This window comes from Salipiger sp. PrR003, from assembly GCF_010500785.1.
Taxonomy (GTDB): Bacteria; Pseudomonadota; Alphaproteobacteria; order Rhodobacterales; family Rhodobacteraceae; genus Salipiger; species Salipiger pacificus_A.
Window position 1 is genome coordinate 98,445 of sequence record NZ_JAAGOV010000120.1, and the last position, 14,445, is coordinate 112,889.

Annotated in this window: 14 protein-coding genes and 1 pseudogene; 6 read left to right on the forward strand and 9 right to left on the reverse strand. The window is 67.7% G+C overall.

The window, feature by feature from the left end:
* Window positions 1-12: 12 nt before the first annotated feature.
* Window positions 13-1,251, reverse strand: a complete 1,239-nt coding sequence (locus tag G0D83_RS31240) for an MFS transporter (protein WP_108967384.1) — start codon at window positions 1,249-1,251, stop codon at window positions 13-15.
* A gap of 164 nt (window positions 1,252-1,415) precedes the next feature.
* Here G0D83_RS31240 and zapE point away from each other — a divergent pair, with 164 nt between their 5' ends.
* A complete protein-coding gene (gene zapE / locus G0D83_RS31245; protein WP_108967383.1) occupies window positions 1,416-2,477 on the forward strand; it encodes a cell division protein ZapE in 1,062 nt (353 codons plus the stop codon).
* Window positions 2,478-2,890: 413 nt separating this feature from the next.
* Here zapE and G0D83_RS31250 read toward each other — a convergent pair whose 3' ends face one another.
* The 3 genes from G0D83_RS31250 to G0D83_RS31260 form a co-directional block, all read right to left on the reverse strand.
* Window positions 2,891-4,129 (reverse strand): folylpolyglutamate synthase/dihydrofolate synthase family protein, encoded by a 1,239-nt coding sequence (locus tag G0D83_RS31250; protein ID WP_164198692.1) that lies wholly within the window; start codon window positions 4,127-4,129, stop codon window positions 2,891-2,893.
* Between the two features lie 53 nt (window positions 4,130-4,182).
* Window positions 4,183-5,130 (reverse strand): acetyl-CoA carboxylase, carboxyltransferase subunit beta, encoded by a 948-nt coding sequence (gene accD, locus G0D83_RS31255; RefSeq protein WP_164198600.1) that lies wholly within the window; start codon window positions 5,128-5,130, stop codon window positions 4,183-4,185.
* A gap of 138 nt (window positions 5,131-5,268) precedes the next feature.
* Window positions 5,269-6,156, reverse strand: coding sequence for a CPBP family intramembrane glutamic endopeptidase (locus G0D83_RS31260; protein WP_164198601.1), 888 nt, complete (start codon window positions 6,154-6,156; stop codon window positions 5,269-5,271).
* Between the two features lie 189 nt (window positions 6,157-6,345).
* Here G0D83_RS31260 and G0D83_RS31265 point away from each other — a divergent pair, with 189 nt between their 5' ends.
* From G0D83_RS31265 to G0D83_RS31280, 4 genes are all read left to right on the forward strand, one after another.
* Window positions 6,346-6,942, forward strand: a complete 597-nt coding sequence (locus G0D83_RS31265) for a dihydroxy-acid dehydratase (RefSeq protein WP_235958234.1) — start codon at window positions 6,346-6,348, stop codon at window positions 6,940-6,942.
* 109 nt (window positions 6,943-7,051) lie between these two features.
* Entirely contained in the window at window positions 7,052-7,828 is a 777-nt protein-coding gene (locus G0D83_RS31270; RefSeq protein ID WP_164198602.1) for a DUF6478 family protein, read from the forward strand.
* A 13-nt stretch (window positions 7,829-7,841) separates the two neighbouring features.
* Window positions 7,842-8,228, forward strand: a complete 387-nt coding sequence (locus G0D83_RS31275) for a hypothetical protein (RefSeq protein ID WP_164198603.1) — start codon at window positions 7,842-7,844, stop codon at window positions 8,226-8,228.
* Window positions 8,229-8,294: 66 nt separating this feature from the next.
* Window positions 8,295-9,209: a DMT family transporter gene (locus G0D83_RS31280; protein ID WP_108967373.1), complete on the forward strand. Its 915-nt coding sequence runs from the start codon at window positions 8,295-8,297 to the stop codon at window positions 9,207-9,209.
* Window positions 9,210-9,216: 7 nt separating this feature from the next.
* Here the strand turns inward: G0D83_RS31280 and G0D83_RS31285 are convergent, their stop codons facing one another.
* The 5 genes and pseudogenes from G0D83_RS31285 to G0D83_RS31305 form a co-directional block, all read right to left on the reverse strand.
* Window positions 9,217-9,885, reverse strand: coding sequence for a GntR family transcriptional regulator (locus tag G0D83_RS31285; protein WP_164198604.1), 669 nt, complete (start codon window positions 9,883-9,885; stop codon window positions 9,217-9,219).
* Window positions 9,886-9,964: 79 nt separating this feature from the next.
* Window positions 9,965-11,068, reverse strand: coding sequence for a molybdenum ABC transporter ATP-binding protein (gene modC / locus G0D83_RS31290; RefSeq protein ID WP_370457373.1), 1,104 nt, complete (start codon window positions 11,066-11,068; stop codon window positions 9,965-9,967).
* Complete coding sequence (gene modB, locus G0D83_RS31295; protein ID WP_164198606.1) at window positions 11,065-11,757, reverse strand: molybdate ABC transporter permease subunit; 693 nt, start codon at window positions 11,755-11,757, stop codon at window positions 11,065-11,067. The genes modC and modB overlap by 4 nt, the downstream gene beginning before the upstream one ends.
* Before the next feature lie 21 nt (window positions 11,758-11,778).
* Window positions 11,779-12,549, reverse strand: a pseudogene (gene modA, locus G0D83_RS31300) (molybdate ABC transporter substrate-binding protein); the annotation flags it as partial.
* Between the two features lie 69 nt (window positions 12,550-12,618).
* On the reverse strand, window positions 12,619-13,023 hold the full coding sequence (locus G0D83_RS31305) for a winged helix-turn-helix domain-containing protein (protein ID WP_235958235.1): 405 nt from the start codon (window positions 13,021-13,023) through the stop codon (window positions 12,619-12,621).
* Window positions 13,024-13,214: 191 nt separating this feature from the next.
* Between G0D83_RS31305 and G0D83_RS31310 the strand changes: the two genes are divergently transcribed.
* Complete coding sequence (locus G0D83_RS31310) at window positions 13,215-14,345, forward strand: ABC transporter substrate-binding protein (RefSeq protein WP_108967366.1); 1,131 nt, start codon at window positions 13,215-13,217, stop codon at window positions 14,343-14,345.
* The last annotated feature ends 100 nt before the right edge of the window (window positions 14,346-14,445 follow it).

The window sequence follows — 14,445 nt, forward strand, 5'->3', positions numbered from 1 at the left end:
GCCCGGCCGGTCTTAGACCGGCTGGGTGGCTGCCAGGCGGGGCGTCTCGCGCACCGGCAGGTGCACGATGGCGCTCAGCGCGCCGACGCCGACGCCGATCCACCACACCAGCGTGTAGTCGCCGTAGATGTCGTACATCCGCCCGCCGAGCCAGACGCCGAGGAAGCCGCCGAGCTGGTGGCTGAAGAAGACGATCCCATAGAGCGTGCCCATGTAGCGCAGCCCGTAGAGATGCGCGACGAGCCCCGAGGTCAGCGGCACGGTGGCAAGCCAGAGCGAGCCCATGACCACCGAGAAGACGAGCACGCTGACCGGGGTGATCGGCAGCATGATGAACAGGCCCGCGGCGATGGTCCGGAGAAGATAGATCATGGCCAGCAGGTACTTGCGCGGCCAGCGCTTGCCGGCCCAGCCGGCCAGCAACGTGCCGCCGACGTTCGCGACACCGATGACCGCGATGGACACTGCGCCGAGTGCCGAGGTGGTGGTCACGCCGAGGTTGTGCAGCACGCTGCCGGCGGCAATCGGGCTGCAGAGTTCGGTCACGAAGGCCGGGAAATGCGCGGTGACAAAGGCCAGCTGGTAGCCGCAGGAGAAGAAGCCGAGAAAGATCAGCGCGAAGGACGGATCGCGAAAGGCCCGGCCGAGGATGGTGCCCATGCTCTCTTCGAGTTCCGCCTTGCTGGCGGCGGGGGCGCGCATCAGCGGCAGGAAGAGCAGCACCGCAAGGATCGCCACGGTGAACACCAGGAAGACCTGCTGCCAGGGCATCATGCCCAGCATCCACTCGGCCAGCGGCGCGCCGAAGATCTGCCCGGCGCTGCCCGCGGCAGTGGCGATGGCCAGGCTCATCGAGCGGTTCTCGTCCGACGATGCCCGTCCCACCACGGCGAGGATCACGCCAAAGCCGGTGCCCGCGACGCCGAAGCCCACGAGAACCTCGTACATTTGGTGCTGCAGCGGGCTGACGGCAAAGCTCGAGAGCACCAGGCCCGCGGCGTAGATGACCGCGCCGAGGATGATCGCCTTTCGATCGCCGATCTTCTCGGCCATCGCGCCGAAGATCGGCTGCCCGATCCCCCAGGCGAGGTTCTGGATGGCGATGGCGAGGCTGAACTCGGCGCGCGGCCAGTTGAACTCGGTCGCGATCGGGATTTGGAACACGCCGAAGCTGGCGCGGATCGCGAAGGAGATCAGGATGATCAGGCAGCCCACCACGAGGACGGGCGTGAAAAGAGGGGTGCGGCTCATTGCGGGCTCCTGCTGCGACGCGGCAGCTTTACGGCATCTGAACGCCGCGTCAATTGCCGGATGTTGATGCAAGGCATCACGGATCGGAATGATTGCGGCGGTGCGGCGGAAGCACCCTTCGGCAGGCCCTACACAATCTCCGCGCGTCGCGCTATGGCGCATATATGACCACGCTGATGGACCTTTACGACGAGAAGGTGGCCGAGGGCCTGTTGCTGCGCGATCCCGCGCAGGAAGAGGCGCTGCCGCATTTCGAGCGCATCCGTGCCGAGCTTGCCAAGCCGGCGAAGAAGGGCTTCTTCCGCAAGGCCCCCGAGCCGCCCAAGGGGCTCTACATCTGGGGCGGTGTGGGGCGGGGCAAGTCCATGCTGATGGACATGTTCGTCGAGAGCCTGCACGTGCCGGTGCGCCGGGTGCACTTCCATGCCTTCATGCAGGAGATGCAGTCGGAACTGCACCGGCTGCGTGGCGAGGGCGTGTCGGACCCGGTGGTGCCGATGGCCAAGAAGGTCTCGGACGCGGTGAAGGTGCTCGCCTTCGATGAGATGCAGATCACCGACATCGCCGATGCCATGCTCGTGGGGCGGCTCTTCGAGCAGCTGTTCGAGGCGGGCACCGTGGTGGTCACAACCTCGAACCGGGTGCCGGATGATCTCTACAAGGACGGGCTCAATCGCCAACTCTTCCTGCCCTTCATCAAGCTGATCAAGGAGCGGCTCGAGGTGCGCGAGCTGGTCTCGGAAAAGGACCACCGGCAGGACCGTCTCAAGGGGGCACAGGTCTACTTCTGTCCGGTCACCCCCGAGACGCGGGCGCAGATCGACCACATCTGGCAGGAGCTCACCCACGGCCACGAGGAAGTGCTGACGCTGCACATCAAGACTCGCAAGGTCGAACTGCCGCGCTATTGGAACGGCGTGGCGCGCGCCTCCTTCTACGACCTCTGCGGTCAGCCGCTGGGGCCGGCGGATTACCTCGCGCTGGCCGACGCGGTGCGCGTGCTGGTGATCGAGAATATTCCGCGGTTGGGCCGGGGCAATTTCAACGAGGCAAAGCGCTTCGTGACGCTCGTGGATGCGCTCTACGAAGCGAAGGTGAAGCTGATCGCCAGCGCGGTGGACGAGCCCGAGAGCCTCTATATCGAGGGCGCGGGGGCCTTTGAGTTCGAGCGTACCGCCAGCCGCCTGCGCGAAATGCAGGACGCGGAGTGGGGCAAGCCGATCTGAAGACCGGGCCGGAGCGCGGCCCGGGCGGCACCATGTCGTGCCGCGAGCGCAAAAAGGAAGGGTCCCGAGGGACCCTTCAAACTGCTCGATTTTTGTTTAAAGTCTTCTGCCTGCGATAGAAATTCACTTCGACCCCTATGGGCCGTGGGCATCGCAGAGAGTTCGGCAGCGGAGGCCACACAAGAATTGCGTGCGGCCCGTCTGTCCCTCGGGTGCCGTCTTGACTGGCACCGCCCCGTAGCTCTGTCTGTCCCCGATGTGCTTCGCCGCGCAGATTGCAGAGAAGCAAAACCTTACACCTCAAAGCCTAGGTGACGTTCGCGTGATCCGTCAAGATATAGTTGGTTAAACGAACCCTAAGAGTCCGCTTTTTTTCTGCCACCAGCCTTGGTGCCCTTGGGGCGGCCTGAAAGTCAGCCGTTTTCGCGCAGGACCGTGCCCGCAAGGTAGAGCGAGCCGCAGATCAGCACCCGGGCGCGGGGCTCCTCGGCGGTGATCGCGGCCAGTGCGCCGGCGACGTCGGAGGCGGCATGGGCGCGAAGGCCGGAGGCGCGGGCGATGCGTGCGGTCTCCTCGGCCTCCAGAGTCGCCGGGGCGTCGGGGATCGAGACCGAGGTCAGGCTGTCGGCGACGGCGGCGAGCGGACGCAGGTAGCCGCCGACGTCCTTCGTGTTCAGCATGCCGCAGATCAGATGCGTCGGACGGCGCTGCATGCGGCCAATGTGCTCGGCCAGCGCCTCGCCGGCCGCGGGGTTGTGGCCGCCATCGAGCCAGAGCTCGGCGAGTGGTGCCGCCGAGATCAGCGGGCCGCGGGTCAGGCGCTGCATGCGGGCGGGCCAGTCGGCGGCGGTCACCGCCGCTTCGCAGGCGGGCTCGTCCATGCCGAGATGGCGCAGCGCGGCCAGCGCCGCACCGGCGTTGTAAAGCTGGTGCTTGCCCGGCAGGTTCGGCAGCGGCAGATCAAGCAGACCGGTCTCGTCCTGATAGACCATGCGGCCGCGCTCTTCCCAGACGTGCCACTGCTGGCCATGGGCCAGGAGCGGAACGCCGAGCTGGGCGGCGCGGGCCTCGATCACCGCCATCGCCGCGTCGGGCTGCGGGCCGACCACGCAGGGCACTCCGCGCTTCAGGATGCCGGCCTTCTCGCCGGCGATCTCGGCCAGGGTCTCGCCAAGGTACTGCTGGTGGTCCATCGAGATCGGCGTGAGGATGGTCAGCGCGGGCTGCTCGACCACGTTGGTCGCGTCGAGCCGGCCGCCGAGGCCGGTCTCCAGAAGCGTGTAGTCGGCGGGCGTGCGGGCGTAGGCCAGCAGCGCGGCGCAGGTGGTGATCTCGAAATAGGTGATCTGCGCGCCGCCGTTCTTCTCCCAGCACTCGTCGAGCACGGCGCTCAGCGCGTCTTCCGAGATCAGCTCTCCGGCAAGGCGGATGCGTTCGTGGAACCGGACGAGATGGGGGGAGATATAGGCGTGGACGCGCTTGCCGTCCGCCTCGAGACCGGCGCGGATCATCGCCTGGGTCGAGCCCTTGCCATTGGTTCCGGCAAGATGGATCACCGGCGGCAGGGCGCGTTCGGGATGATCCAGCGCCTCCAGCAGCCGCCAGACCCGGTCAAGGGTCAGGTCGATGATCTTGGGATGCAAGGACATCATCCTCTCGAGGATGACGTCCGATCCGGCGGTGCGGGGCGCGCTGGTCACGCTGGTCACTTGGCGGATGTCTTCTTCGCGGGCTGGGCTTCGGCGACGGCATCGGCCGGCTCGGCCTCGGCATCCGGCGCAGGCAGGTCACCGGCCACTGCGGGCGGCATCCCCAGCAGCATGCGCAGGATGGTGGTCAACTCGCCCTTCAGTTCGCGGCGGTCGGTCACCCGGTCGAGCATACCGTGTTCGAGCAGGTACTCGGCGCGCTGGAAGCCCTCGGGCAGCTTTTCGCGGATGGTCTGCTCGATGACGCGCGGACCGGCGAAGCAGATCAGCGCGCCCGGCTCGGCGATCTGAACGTCGCCCAGCATCGCATAGGAGGCCGTGACCCCGCCGGTGGTCGGGTGCGTCAGAACGACGATGTAGGGCAGACCCGCCTCGCGCAGCATCTGCACCGCGACCGTGGTGCGCGGCATCTGCATCAGCGACAGGATCCCTTCCTGCATGCGCGCGCCCCCGGCGGCGGAGAAGAGGATCAGCGGGCGCTTCAGCTTCACCGCCTCTTCGGCGGCGGCGACGATGGCGTTGCCGACATACATGCCCATGGAACCCGCCATGAACGAGAAGTCCTGCGCACAGGCGACCACGGGGGTGCGGTTGATCTCGCCGGCGGCGACCAGCATGGCCTCGCGCTCGCCGGTGGATTTCTGCGCCGCCTTCATCCGGTCGGGGTATTTCTTCTGGTCGCGGAACTGCAGCGGGTCGCTGATCGGCTCGGGCACGGCGATCTCGTTGAACACACCGCCGTCGAAAAGCGCGGTGAACCGGGCGCGCGGCGTGATGTTCATGTGGTGGGCGCAGCTGGTGCAGACCCCGAGGTTGTCCGCAACTTCGCGGTGGAAGAGCATCGTCCCGCAGGAGTCGCATTTGGTCCACAGGTTCTCTGGCACCTCGCGGCGCGAGAAGATCGAGTTGATCCGGGGACGGACGTAGTTGGTAATCCAGTTCATGCGGTGCTGCCCTTGTGTTCCGAGCGTTCCGTGCGGCGTTCAGCGATTTTGTGTTGGCGCTGACTTAAGCAAGAGGCAGGGGAAATGCAATCGCGGCCTGCGCGGCGGTGCCACTCAGGACGTCGGGCCGGAGCATCCTCAGCGCCGCAAGGCGAGGCGCGCCGCGAGCCAGCTGATCAGCAGCGTCACCAGATCCATCGGCAGCATGCGCAGCAGTGCCTCGGTGTCCGACGGTCCAAAGGGCCAGACCATCAGCGCCAGCCCAGACATGTCTCCCTGCGGCGCGATGAGCGCCAGCGCCACGATATTGTTCACGAAATGCAGCGCGATGGCGGGGCCGAGCGTGCCCGATCGGGCGGTCAGATCGGCCGCCGCGAGGCCGAAGAGAAAGGCCCAGATCGCCACGCTGGTTGCGGCGCTTCCATAGGTGCCGGGGGCGTAATGCCCCAGGGCAAAGAGCACCGATGGCACGGTCAGCCAGAACCAGGCCTGCGGCAACCGCGCGGCAAGCTGGCTTTGCAGGTAGCCGCGGAACAGGAGTTCCTCGCTGGTGGTCTGGATCAGGATCGCGGGCAGGGTGAGCGGCAGCAGCGCGAGCCAGCGCAGCGGGGTGAGTCCGGCCTGCGGCGCGCCGTCGGTGGCCCAGACCATCAGCGCCCCGCCGAGCAGGGCAGCAAGGCCAGCCGCTCCCGCGGTGCGCCGGAACTGCGAGAGCGCCAGCGGCAGGGGGCCGAAAAGGGTCCGCGGGTCTCGATCGTGCACGACGCGCGCCGCGGTCGCGGCACCGATCCCCAGTGCGCCCATGGAGACCAGGAGGATCAGCATCCCGAGCGGCGCGTCGGCGCGGTGGATCGCCTCGGCCAGCGCGGCGCTGCTGCCCTGCGGTGCCAGCATCAGCACCAGGCCGAAGAGCAGTTGCCCGATCAAGAAGGTTACTGCCAGCACCAATCCAATGCCAACCGCCAGCCGCCAGAGCTGCGGCCGCCGGGCAGGTCCGGTCAGCATGGCGAAGGGGGCATATCTCATCGCGGGCCGCGCGCGCGAGGGCGCTGCGGAAGGACGGGGGGATCGGCTCTCTCGGGGCGCATGGGGGATCCTTTTGCGCCGATGGTCAGGCGCTTGCGCCCGGCTGTCAATGCGCGGCTCCGTGACCATCACGGGGCGCCTTCAGCTTTGTTGCTTGTGCGATATCGGGGGCTTCGCTAACCCATTCGCATGATGACGATCCTCGGAAAAGGCCGCACCCTGCGCGGCATCGCGCTCCTGGCGCTTGTCGCCCTGGCCTCCTGCGAGGCCACGACGGGCCGTCCCCCACTGCAGCAGGCCGCGCTCGAGGAGGGCGCGGTGGTCGTCGGCGGTCCCGGTGGCTATTGCATCGATCCGGTGACGCTCGAACGCCGCGCCGGGCGGGGCTTCGCGGTGCTGGCCTCCTGCCAGATCCTCAGCGGCGGCGAGAGCGGTGGCTTCGTCGACCCGATGATGCTGACGGTGACGGTCGGCCCGGTGGAGGGCGCGGCGGCGCTTCCCTCGCCCGAAACCATGGCCGCGGAGGCGGGGCAGCGGGTGATCGCCGGGGGCGGCGTGGTCGACGGGCTGTCGCTGGTGCATCTGGCGGCGGGCGGCAACCGGGTGCTGCCCGAGGGTGATCCGCGCCATTGGCGCGGGGCGTTCCGGCTGAACGGCCGCCTGGTGCTCATGGCGCTCTACGCGCCGAAGGACGGCACGCTGGCCGGGCGCGATGGCGCGGCCATGCTGCAGGCGGTGCGGGCGCGCATCACCCGGCTCAGCCCCGAGGCGGCGGTGCAACGCTGACCGCGCCACCGATCGCGGCCCCGTTTATTCGATCTTCGGGATTTGCCATAAGAACCGGACCGCGCGCGAAACAGCGCGCGACGTGGGATGGGCGAAGGACCGGGGACGCATGGCAAGGCAATGGGGCGGCGGATGGATGCGGCAGGCGCTGCAGGCGGCATCGCTGCGGCGCTGGTCGCGGCTGGCGGCCGAGGCGCCCGGCATGGCCCTGTCCGACCTGCGCAACCAGCGAAGCGCCGCGCGCCGCCTTCGCGCCCGTCTCGACGACCTTCTGCACGTGGCCGAAGAGCGGCTGGCGCTGCCGCTGATCGGCAACCAGCCCTTTCCGCATCCGGCCGATGCGGACTGGGCGTGGCGCCCCGAACTCTGGAGCGGGCCAATGCCGCTGCCGGGCATCGCCTCTGTGCCCCAAAAGGCCCAGGTCGGCGCCGAGGCGAAGCTCTTTCACGACTGCCCGCGCTCCGAGATCACCCTGCGCCAGATCCGCAACCTGCGCGAAGCCGACGCCGCCCCCTACGGGCTGCGGCTCGACGTCTTCCGCTTCAGCGGCTCCTATCTGTCGCTGGCTGTCGACCTGCCCGCCGAGGCCCGCGCCGGCTTGAGCCGCCGCCACCTGATCCGGATCCAGACCATCGTCGAGATGGAAAGGCCGCTCGAGATCTTCGCCCGGCTCAACATCCGCCACGGGCCGAACACCGAGCAGATCCTCCGCGAACTGCCGCTGACCGCCGAGGAGATCGCCGTCGAGTTCGACCTCGCCTATACCCGGCTCAACGAGAAACGGGTCGACGGCGCGTGGCTCGACCTGATCTTCGAGGGGCCGGAGATGAACGAGGTGATCCTGCGGGACCTGACCTTCAGCCGTCGCCCGCGGGCGCCGCTCTGAGCCGGAGAGACAGATGAGCGACTACAGACTCACCAAGACCCGCTTCCGCGAAGGCGTCTGGCATGGGCTGCTGTCGGGCCCGCCCGGGAGTCAGCCCGAGATCAGCGTCACGCTCGACGCAGCACCGTTGCGCGGGGTCACCCTGTCCGAGATGGGCACGCGCGGGCAATGGGCGCTGGAGGTGCAGGTGCCGCTCGAGGCGGTTGGCGACGGGGTGCGGACCTTCGTGATCACCGAGGCGGCGAGCGGCGCGCTGCTGGAGAGCTTTACCCTGATCGCGGGCGAGGCCATGGCCGAGGACATCCGGGCCGAGATGTCGCTGCTCCGTGCCGAACTCGACATGCTCAAGCGCGCCTTCCGCCGCCACTGCACCGAGGCAGAGGGCCCCGCGGCCAGTTGACCTTGCCGCGGCCAAGCGCCAGTGTGCCCGAGATTTTTCTCTTTCGGCGCGTCGCCCGAGGTCATCATGTCCCCCTTGCGCGGCATTGCGCTGAAACTCACCTCCGTGGTGCTCTTCGTTTTCATGTCCGCCATGATCAAGGCCGTCTCCGACGAGGTGCCGACTGGTCAGGCGGTGTTCTTCCGCTCGTTCTTCGCGATCCCGGTGATCTTTGGCTGGCTGGTCTGGACGGGCAAGTTAAAAACCGGGCTGAAAGTCGCCAGTCCGATGGCGCATTTCCTGCGCGGCATCATCGGCGGCGGGGCCATGGCCTTCAGCTTTGCCGCGCTGGGGCTTCTGCCGCTGCCCGAGGTCACCGCGCTCGACTATGCCGCGCCACCCCTGACGGTGATCTTCGCGGCGCTGCTGCTGGGCGAGAAGGTTGGGCTGTTCCGCATCTCGGCGGTGTTCATCGGTCTTCTGGGCGTGTTGGTGATCATGCTGCCGATGCTCACCGTCTCGGAGGTGAGCCCGGCGGTGCTCTGGGGCATCGGCTTCGTGCTGACCTCGGCGGTGCTGCGGGCGCTGGTGCAGATCCATATCCGCCGCATGGTGCAGACCGAGGCGACCTCGGCCATCGTCTTCTATTTCTCGCTGACCACCACGGTGTTGTCGCTGCTGACCCTGCCCTTCGGCTGGGTGATGCCTGGGCCGGGCACCCTGGCCTTGCTGGTCAGCTCGGGGCTGATCGGCGGCGTGGCGCAAATCCTGCTGACCTCGGCCTACAAGGGCGCGGAGGCGGCGCTCCTGGCGCCCTTTGACTATGCCTCGATCCTCTTCGCGATCCTCATCGGCTACCTGGTCTTCGACGAGGTGCCGACGGTGCTGATGCTCGTGGGTTCGGCGATCGTCATTTCCTCGGGCATCGCCATCATCCTGCGCGAGCGCGCGCTCGGGTTGAAGCGGTTCAAGGCGCGTCCGGGGATGACGCCGCAGGGCTGACCCAAGCTCAGTCGCGGAAGAGCTCGGGGTGGGACCGGCGGTAGTCCGGAAGCTGCCGCAGCACGCCGGTCACGTGATAGCGGGTCGCCGCGGCCGCGCCTTCGGCGTCGCGCATGATGATCCGGTCGACGATGCCACTGTGCTGGCAAATCATGTCAGGCGCCGAGAGGCTGCCCTCGACGGTGAAGCGCGGGCGGTCGCTGCAGAGTTTCCATGCCTCGAGCCAGGGCCAGAGAGATCCCAGCCCCGCGCGTTCGGCCAGCGTGCGATGGAATCGGTCGTCGAGCCGCAGCAGATTGCCTGGGCCGCGCATGCCGACAAGCTTCTGGCGCAGGATTTGCTCGCGCAGATCGTTCAGGAAATCGGTGTCGGCGCTGTGGGTGACGCGCCGGACAATCTCGGCCTCGGCCTGCTCGCGGAGAAAGACCGTGTTGCGCAGGCACGTCTCCGAGATCGGAAGCACCCGCGCCCGACCTTCCGCGCAACGCTCTACAAGGCCTTCTTCGATGAGCAAAAGGAGGGCCGCGGAAACGGTTTCGAAGGAGATGCCCCGCTCTTCGGCGATGTCGGAGAGCGCTATCACCGTGCCGGGTGGAATCCGGTTGCGCGAAATGCCGTCGCGCAGGGTGACGAAGAGCTTTCGGACCGGCGGAAGATCAGATTCTCTGTCCGCCAAGGGTGCAACGCGCAGAACCATGGTACGATACCCGTACTTTACGTAGGGGGAGCGTAGGGGGTGCCCGTCTTTCCCGCAATCACTTACTCGCGTCCCGGCCTTGCCCGCCGATATCCTCGGGCGCGACGGCAACAGTCTTCATCACCGCGTGGCACGGGGTGCCCGGGGCGAGCTCCAGCGCTTGGGCTGACCGGCGGGTGATGCGCGCCAGCACCCTGCCCGCCGCGGTGTCCAGCGAGACCAGCATCCCCGGACCATCACCGGCGCGGATTTCCTGCACCTTGCCGCTGATGATGTTCAGTGCCGAGAGCCCCTCGGGACGCTGCCGCGAGAGGATCACCTCATGCGCGGCGATGCGCACCCGTACAGGGGTGCCCGGCGCCGCCGCGAGCCGCGGGATAAAGAGCGCGGCGCCGCCCGCGTCGAGCTCGGTCAGCCCGTCGTCATGGTGCCGCGCCACGCGCGCGCTCAGCACCGCGCCTGCCGCCCGCGCGCCGAGCGGGGTGACAGCGGGATCGGCCAGAACCTCGACCGCCGGACCCTGACGGGTGACACATCCGCCCTCCAGAACGACCACGGTCGTGGCGAGCCGCGCGACCTCGGCTGCGGAGTGGCTGACGAAGAGGATGGGGATCTTCGCCTCGTCACGCAGCCGCTCGAAGTATGGGAGGATCTCGGATTTGCGGGCCTCGTCGAGCGCCGCCAGGGGTTCGTCGGCGAGGATCATGCGCGGCGAGGAGAGCAGCGCGCGGCCGATGGCGACGCGCTGCTTCTCGCCTCCCGACAGCGCGCCGGGGCGGCGCGCGAGCAGCGCGCCGATGCCCAGCATCGCGACCACCCGGTCAAAGTCCTCAGGCGTCGCGCGGTTCGGCGAGAACCACGATCCATAGTGCAGGTTCTGGCGCACCGACAGGTGCGGAAAGAGTCGCCCCTCTTGGAAGATATAGCCAATGCGGCGCCGGTGCGGCGGCAACCAGAGACCCCGGGCCGTGTCGAAAAGCACCAGATCGTCCGCCGCGATCCGTCCTGCATCGGGGCGCAGCAGCCCGGCCACGGCGTTGACGATGGTGGTCTTGCCCGAGCCCGATCGCCCGAAAAGCACCGTGATCCCCTTGGGAGCCTCGAAGCGTGCGTCGAGCGCGAAGCCAGCGAACCGATGGCGCAGGTCAACCGAAAGCGTCACGTGCCCGACACCCGCCGCTGCGCCCGCCGCGCCAGCCATTCCGACAGCAGCAGCGCCGACATGGCGACCGCGACAGAGACCGCCACAAGCCGCAGCGCGGCGCTTTCTCCGCCGGGCACCTGCAGGAAGGCGTAGATCGCCGAGGGCAGGGTCTGGGTCTGGCCCGGGATGTTCGACACGAAGGTGATCGTGGCGCCGAATTCGCCCATCGCCTTGGCAAAGCCGAGCACCGCCCCGGCGATGATGCCGGGCAGAATGAGCGGCAAGGTCACCGTGACAAAGACCCAGAGCCGCGAGGCGCCGAGCGTGGCGGCGGCTTGTTCAAGTTTTGGATCGACGGATTCGAGCGACAGGCGCATGGCGCGGACAAGCAAGGGGAAGGCCATGATCCCCGCAGCCAGCGCCGCCCCGGTCCAGCGGAAGGCGAAGACAAGGCCGATCTGCTGCAACACCGAGCCGACGGGGCCGCGCGTGCCGAAGGTCAGCAGCAGCAGGTAGCCGGTGACCACCGGCGGCAGGATCAGCGGCAGGTGCACCAGCCCGTTGAGCAACTGCTTGCCCGGAAAGCGCCAGCGCGCCAGCGCATAGGTCGCCAGCAGCGCCGGGGGCAGGGCAAAAAGCGTGGCCCAGAAGGAGACCCGCAGCGAGAGCCGCACCGCCTGCCATTCCTCGGGGCCGAGCCAGTCCATGCCTCAGCCGCCGGTGCCGGGCTGGGAGACAACCTCGAAGCCCTGCGCCCCGAAGGCGGCGCGGGCCTCGGGGCCGTGCAGGTAGGTCAGAAAGGCGGTCTCGGCCGCGCCGTCCCGCCCGGCCAGTTCAGCCACCGGGTAGACGATGGGCGGATGGCTGTCTTCGGGGAAGGTGCCGATCACCGAGACGTTTTTGTCGGCGGCGGCATCTGTGGCGTAGACGATGCCGAGCGGCGCCTCGCCGGTCGAGACCAACGCCAGCGCGGCACGTACATTATCCGCCTGCGCCACCCGCGGCAGGGCCGAGTCCCAGAGGCCGAGGCTCTGGAGCGCCGCCTTGCCATAGATGCCGGCGGGCACCGCGTCGACCAGCGCCATGGCAAGGCGCCCGTCGCCCAGCAGCGCGGGCAGATCGAGAGCGGGGCTGATCGCGACAGGGGCGGCATCGGCGCCATGGGCGATCAGCACGATGGAATTGCGCAGCAGGTCACTTCGGCTGCCGGGCTCGAGCAGCCCATCCGCATCCAGAGTGTCCATCCATTCCTCGTTGGCCGAGATGAAGATCCCGGCGGGCGCGCCCTGTTGGATCTGCCGCGCCAGCGCCGAGGAGCCGGCGAGCGAGACGGTGACCTCGTGGCCCGTTTTCGCCTCGAAGGCGGGGGCGATCTCGTCCATGGCGGTCTTCAGGCTGGCGGCGGCAAAGACAACCACCTCCTCGGCCTGCGCTGCCAGGGGCAGGGCGGCCAGCAGGGCAGCGGCCAGCGCCGGGCGGAGGAGGCGGGGAAACGGCATGGGAGAAAAGCCTTGGAAAGTGATATGTTCTTCGAAACATATCGCAATCAGGCTCCACCCGGGCAAGCGTTATTTCTCCTCGGGAATATCGGGGGGCGACACGGGCGCGTCGCGCAGCAGGCCGCGCAGGGTCTCGATCCGGTCTGCCCCGGCCTCGGCGATGGTCTCCTCGAGGGCGCGGTAGTTGGCCAGAACTTCCTCGCCTGTCTCGGTGAGATGCGCGCCGCCGCCCCTGGCACCGCCACGGCTGCTGTCGACCAGTGGCGCGCGGAAGGCGTGGTTCATCTCTTCGACGAGGCTCCAGGCGCGCTTGTAGCTCATCGCCATGGCGCGGCCCGCTGCGGCGATCGAGCCGGTCTCGCGGATCTGCTCCAGCAGGTCGGCCTTGCCGGGGCCGAGCATCGCGTCGGTGCCGAAGAGAATGCGCAGACGCAGCTTCGGCGGGCTCTGCATCTCGGGTCTGGACTCTTTCATGTTTAAAGTCTTCCTGCATCGTCGGTTTGCTGGCAAGCAGATGACCTCACGACAGCGAGAAAAGATCATGCGAGACCGCAGAGCGGCTTTTCTTGCATTGTATTTCACGTGCGTCTGGCGAAGACTGATGCTCACAAAAAACGGCGGACCGCACGCAAGAGGCGGTCCCGAAGAAAACCAGGGAGTTATTCATGCTCAAACAACTTCTCGCCTCTGCGGCGCTCATCGCCTGCGCCTCCGCAGCCACGGCCGAGGTCAAGGTCGGGCTCATCACCACGCTCTCGGGCGGCGGCGCAGGGCTCGGCATCGACACCCGCGACGGCTTCATGCTGGCGGTGGAAGAGGCGGGCCGCGACGATCTCGAGGTGGTGGTCGAGGACGACCAGCAGAAGCCCGACGTCGCCGTGCAGATCGCCGACCGGATGATCCAATCCGACAAGGTCGACCTGCTGACCGGTATCGTCTGGTCGAACCTCGCCATGGCGGTGGTCCCCTCTGCGACCGCGCAGGGCCTGTTCTACCTGTCGACCAACGCCGCCCCGGCGCAACTGGCCGGCAAGGGCTGCAACCCCAACTACTTCTCGGTCTCCTACCAGAACGACAACCTGCATGAGGCGGCGGGCGCCTATGCCACCAGCGCCGACTTCAAGAACACTTTCATCCTTGCGCCGAACTATCCGGCCGGGAAGGACTCGCTCAATGGCTTCAAGCGCTTCTTCGAGGGCGAACTGGCCGGCGAGATCTACACCAAGCTCGGCCAGACCGATTACGCCGCCGAAATCGCGCAGATCCGCGCTTCGGGCGCCGACAGCGTCTTCTTCTTCCTGCCCGGCGGCATGGGGATCTCCTTCCTCAAGCAATATGCCGACAGCGGCGTCGACCTCCCGCTGGTGGGTCCGGCCTTCTCCTTCGACCAGAACATCCTGCAGGCGGTGGGCGATGCGGCGCTCGGCGTGAAGAACACCTCGCAGTGGAACAAGGACCTCGAGAACGAGTCCAACGCCCATTTCGTCGAGGCCTATCTCGCCAAGTACGACCGCCTGCCCTCGCTCTACTCGGCGCAGGGCTACGACACCGCGCTGCTGCTGCTCTCGGCGATGGACAAGGCCGACATCGGTGACAAGGACGCCTTCCGCGCTGCGCTGGAAGAGGCCGATTTCGCCTCGGTCCGCGGTGACTTCGAGTTTTCGGCCAGCCATCACCCGATCCAGGACATCTACGTCCGCGAGGTGATCAAGGAAGGCGACATCCTCACCAACAAGATCGTCGGCACGGCGATCGAGGATCGTGGCCACGCCTACGAGGACGAGTGCAAGATGTAATTCAGACGGGTGCGGCCCTCCGAGCAGATGCTTGGAGGGCCGCGTTCCATCCCGGCCCGAGGGTCGGGCAACGCGGGCGATGCCCCGCTGCTGAATTGAG